This window comes from Bradyrhizobium sp., from assembly GCF_049512235.1.
Classification (GTDB): Bacteria; Pseudomonadota; Alphaproteobacteria; order Rhizobiales; family Xanthobacteraceae; genus Bradyrhizobium.
Map to the genome: position 1 here is coordinate 1 of NZ_JBEKXH010000606.1, position 3,509 is coordinate 3,509.

At 63.0% G+C, this 3,509-nt stretch carries 6 protein-coding genes; all 6 read right to left on the reverse strand.

Annotation, left to right across the window (positions count from 1 at the left end; translation table 11 throughout):
* Nucleotides 1-171 precede the first annotated feature (171 nt).
* Complete coding sequence (locus tag ABSG20_RS32570) at nucleotides 172-1,053, reverse strand: haloalkane dehalogenase (RefSeq protein WP_423868557.1); 882 nt, start codon at nucleotides 1,051-1,053, stop codon at nucleotides 172-174.
* A gap of 23 nt (nucleotides 1,054-1,076) precedes the next feature.
* Nucleotides 1,077-1,352 (reverse strand): glutathione S-transferase N-terminal domain-containing protein, encoded by a 276-nt coding sequence (locus tag ABSG20_RS32575; RefSeq protein ID WP_423868562.1) that lies wholly within the window; start codon nucleotides 1,350-1,352, stop codon nucleotides 1,077-1,079.
* Nucleotides 1,318-1,503: an SDR family NAD(P)-dependent oxidoreductase gene (locus tag ABSG20_RS32580; protein ID WP_423868558.1), complete on the reverse strand. Its 186-nt coding sequence runs from the start codon at nucleotides 1,501-1,503 to the stop codon at nucleotides 1,318-1,320. Before ABSG20_RS32580 ends, ABSG20_RS32575 begins: the two co-directional genes overlap by 35 nt.
* A 5-nt stretch (nucleotides 1,504-1,508) precedes the next feature.
* Complete coding sequence (locus ABSG20_RS32585) at nucleotides 1,509-2,183, reverse strand: peroxiredoxin-like family protein (RefSeq protein ID WP_423868559.1); 675 nt, start codon at nucleotides 2,181-2,183, stop codon at nucleotides 1,509-1,511.
* Nucleotides 2,184-2,217: 34 nt separating this feature from the next.
* The gene (locus ABSG20_RS32590; protein ID WP_423868560.1) at nucleotides 2,218-2,790 is read right to left on the reverse strand and encodes a carboxymuconolactone decarboxylase family protein; all 573 of its coding nucleotides are present in this window, start codon (nucleotides 2,788-2,790) and stop codon (nucleotides 2,218-2,220) included.
* A gap of 128 nt (nucleotides 2,791-2,918) precedes the next feature.
* Nucleotides 2,919-3,509 (reverse strand): substrate binding domain-containing protein (locus tag ABSG20_RS32595; RefSeq protein ID WP_423868561.1); only part of this gene is annotated, 591 nt, incomplete at its 5' end.

Consider the following 3,509-nt stretch of genomic DNA (forward strand, 5'->3'; position numbering starts at 1 on the left):
CCTCAGGATTGAGCAGGCCGAGGTGGAGCATCGAGCCGCGGACCAGCGAAAGGCAACCAAGCAAATCGCACTCAGGGCCGCTTGAAAGCCCCGCACAATAAGCTTGTCTCTGCCGTTGAAATTTTAAACCCCTCGCTATAATTTCGTCCGCATTCTGTCTCGTGAATCGGGTTATTCAGAGAATGAGAGCAAGGCAGCGCTTGCAACCTGGTCGCCCCATTCCTGGACGAAATGACCCGCCTTGGCGATGTGCAACGGCGCAGGGCATCCGCGGATCAGGGAGTGCAGATAAAGCATCGCGTCCGGGGTGATGACCGGATCAGCCTCGCCGATTGCCATGAAGCTTTTTCCATTCCATTGCGTCTTCCACCAGTCTCGCGCGGCCCGGCTGATCGCGGCGCCCGGGCTGTCGGGCGTCGACGGTACCAGTTCGGGGAATTGCCGGACGCCCGCCTTGTAACGCGCATCAGGGAAGGGAGCCGCATAGGCTGCCGCCTCCAGGTCCGACAAAATCGGCGTGCTCCGCTTCAGCAGCGAAGCAATATTGAGGTCCTTTTGCGCACGGTTGAACTGCTTCCACGCCTCGAAGCCGGCGCCCAATACGCGATCACCGGTGCCGAGCCCGGTGTTCATGACAATCAGGCGGGTGAATCGTGACGGCATCGTGAGCGGAATCGTGAGTCCCAGCAATCCGCCCCAGTCCTGGCATACCAGCGTGATGTTGGTGAGGTCGAGCGCATGGATCAGCGCGATGAGCGCGTTGCGGTGAAAGTCGAAGCTATAGACGTCCTCTTCGATGGGCTTGTCCGACCGGCCGAAACCAAAGAAGTCGGGCGCGATGACGCGGCCTTTCGCGGAAAGCGGGGGTATCATTTTGCGATAGAGATAACTCCAGGTCGGTTGGCCATGAAGGCACAAAAAGACATGATCGCCGGAGCCCTCATCGAGATAGTGCATCCGCAGACCGTTATCCTGCGCGATATAATGTGGCGAAAAGTCATAGCCGGGCAGGTCGACGAATCGCTCGTCGGGTGTGCGGAGAAAGTCGATCATCTGTTCAGCTCCTTGTTTGACCATCAACTAGCTGTGTGAGCACGCAAGGCGGGCCTCGCTGACAGAAGATAGATTAGGATCGCCGCCGACTCGCTGATCGTGATCGGCTGGTCATCGGCGCCTTCCGGATCGATGATGACCGGCACCTTGCCGTTCGGGTTGAGCGCCAGGAACGCCGGCAGCTTCTGTTCACCTTGGCGGATGTTGACGGGATGAAAGGTGTAGGCCGCACCGAGCTCTTCGAGCGCGATCGGTACCTTGATGCTATTGGGCGTGGCGAAGGCGTAGAGGCCGATGATCGGTGGTGCTCCTTTGGATCAGTTCGCCCGGAAAGCCTGGCGTGGCGGCGCGCGCGACCCCGACCACATGATGTCCGGCGGCGGCGAGGCGTTCGGCCGTCGCACGGCCGATGCCTTTCGTCGCTCCGGTGATGAGGATCGTGCGCGCCATGTCGGTCACGCTGGCTGAGCGACGCCGGCACGGAGCGCGGGGAGCAGGTCCTCGGGCTCGGGGCGCTTGGTGTAGTCGGGATTGACTTCGGCATAGAGCACATTGCCGTCCTGGCCGATGGCGAAGCGGCCGGGCATCGGCAGCGTCCAGCTGTCGTCGCCATTGGTGAGCGGCAGGTTGTTGCCGAGTTTCTTGTAGAGTTCGACCAGATAGTCGGGCAGCGCGAAGCGTAGTCCGAACGCTGCGGCGACCTCGTTGCCGGGATCGCTAAGGATCGGGAAGCCGAGGCTGTTCTCGCGCGCCGAACGACGGCTGTTGGCCGGCTTCTGCGGCGAGATGGCGACGAGGGTCGCACCCGCAGTCTCGATCGCGAGGCGCGCGGCTTCGAGCGCCTGCAGCTCCATGTTGCAATAGGGGCACCAGACGCCGCGGTAGAAGCTGATGACCAGCGGTCCCCTGGCCAACAAGTCGGCCGACGAGATCGGCTTGCCGTCGGGGTCGTTCAGCGTGAAGGCCGGGGCACGGTCGCCGACCTTGAGCGCGCGGGCAGCGGCGCCGCCATCGATCAATTCGGCGGTGGCGCGCTCCATCACTGGGTGGATCTCGGGCGGCGCGTTGAACGGCGGCTTGCCGGAACGGAAATCGGCCTTGAAGGCATCGAGGCGGGCTTGCAGGGACATCGGGGCTACTCCTGGATGGGAAGGCGCTGGGAGTTCAGGCCGCGCGGCGGGACGAGCCCGGCTTGGTCCACTCGGCGCCCTTCATGAAGGCATCGAGTTCGGTGTGAACGATGTGGTTGGTGTAGTTCGACAGCAGCTTGGTGCCAGCGCCGAGCACGACTTCAAGCACGTTCTGCTGGGTGTAACCGGCGGCAAGGAACGTCTCGACCGCCGCGTCGCCGACGAAGCCGCGCTCGCGGACGAGGAGGCCGGTAAAGACGTGCAGCGCTTCGAGCTTGGGGTCGGGGATCGAGGTGCCGCCGCGAATCGCCTGCACTACCACATCGTCGATCTTCTGCATTTTCGACAGCATGGTGTGGCCGGCCATGCAGTAATGGCATTCGTTCTCGTAATTGGCGGTCAAATAGACGACCTGCTGTTCGGTCGGCGTCAGGCTGGTCCTGGAGAACAGGTCCCACAGCGCGGTATAACCGGCGAGCAACTCGGGGCTGGCCGCCATGTTGGCCTGTAGGTTAGGCACGAAGCCGAACGCGCCCTTGACCGCGTTAAGCGTCGCCTTCGAAGCTTCGGGGGCGGTGTCGGCGGTATGAACAGGGAACTTGGTCATCGGTAGAGTCCTTCCAGAGAAATCTTGGCGAAGCGCCGATCGCTTCGTCTGATCGCAAGCTAGGACGCTTTCGAAGGCCCGATAACGCCGCGCGTTGGACTAACGTCCATTCCGCTCCGGAATGAACTTCAGTTCAGACAGGGGTTCTGCGCGAACGCCTCGGCAAGGTGATCGATGAACACGCGCACCCGGCTCGCCGGCTTGCGGCCTGGAGGAAATATCGCGTGGATCGGCGGGCGTTCGGCGGGATAGTCGGACAATACTTCGCAGACGTCACCGTTGATCAGTTCGGCCGCGAACAGCCAGCGCGGCGCTTGGGCGAGACCGACGCCCGCGAGGACTGCCGCGCGGATGTTCTCGGCGTCGTTGGCCCGAACCGGTCCTTTGGGCGCATGCTTGATGGGACCATCGGGTCCCAGGAAGACCCAATCGCGCTGCCGGCGCTGAAAAGTGAAGGCGACACATGCGTGGCGGTCGAGATCATGCGGCGTTGCCGGCGCCCCGGTGCGTTCCAGATAGGCGGGCGTCGCAACCGTCACCCGGGGACTGACGCCGATTCGCCGCGCGATGACCGAGGAGTCCTCAAGTTCGCCGAGCCGGATCGCGACATCGATGCCATCCTCGACGAGGTCGACATAGCGGTCCGACACGATGAGGTCGGCAACGATCTCGGGATAGCGCGCATGGAACGACGGAAGCAGCGGAACGACGACGAGGCG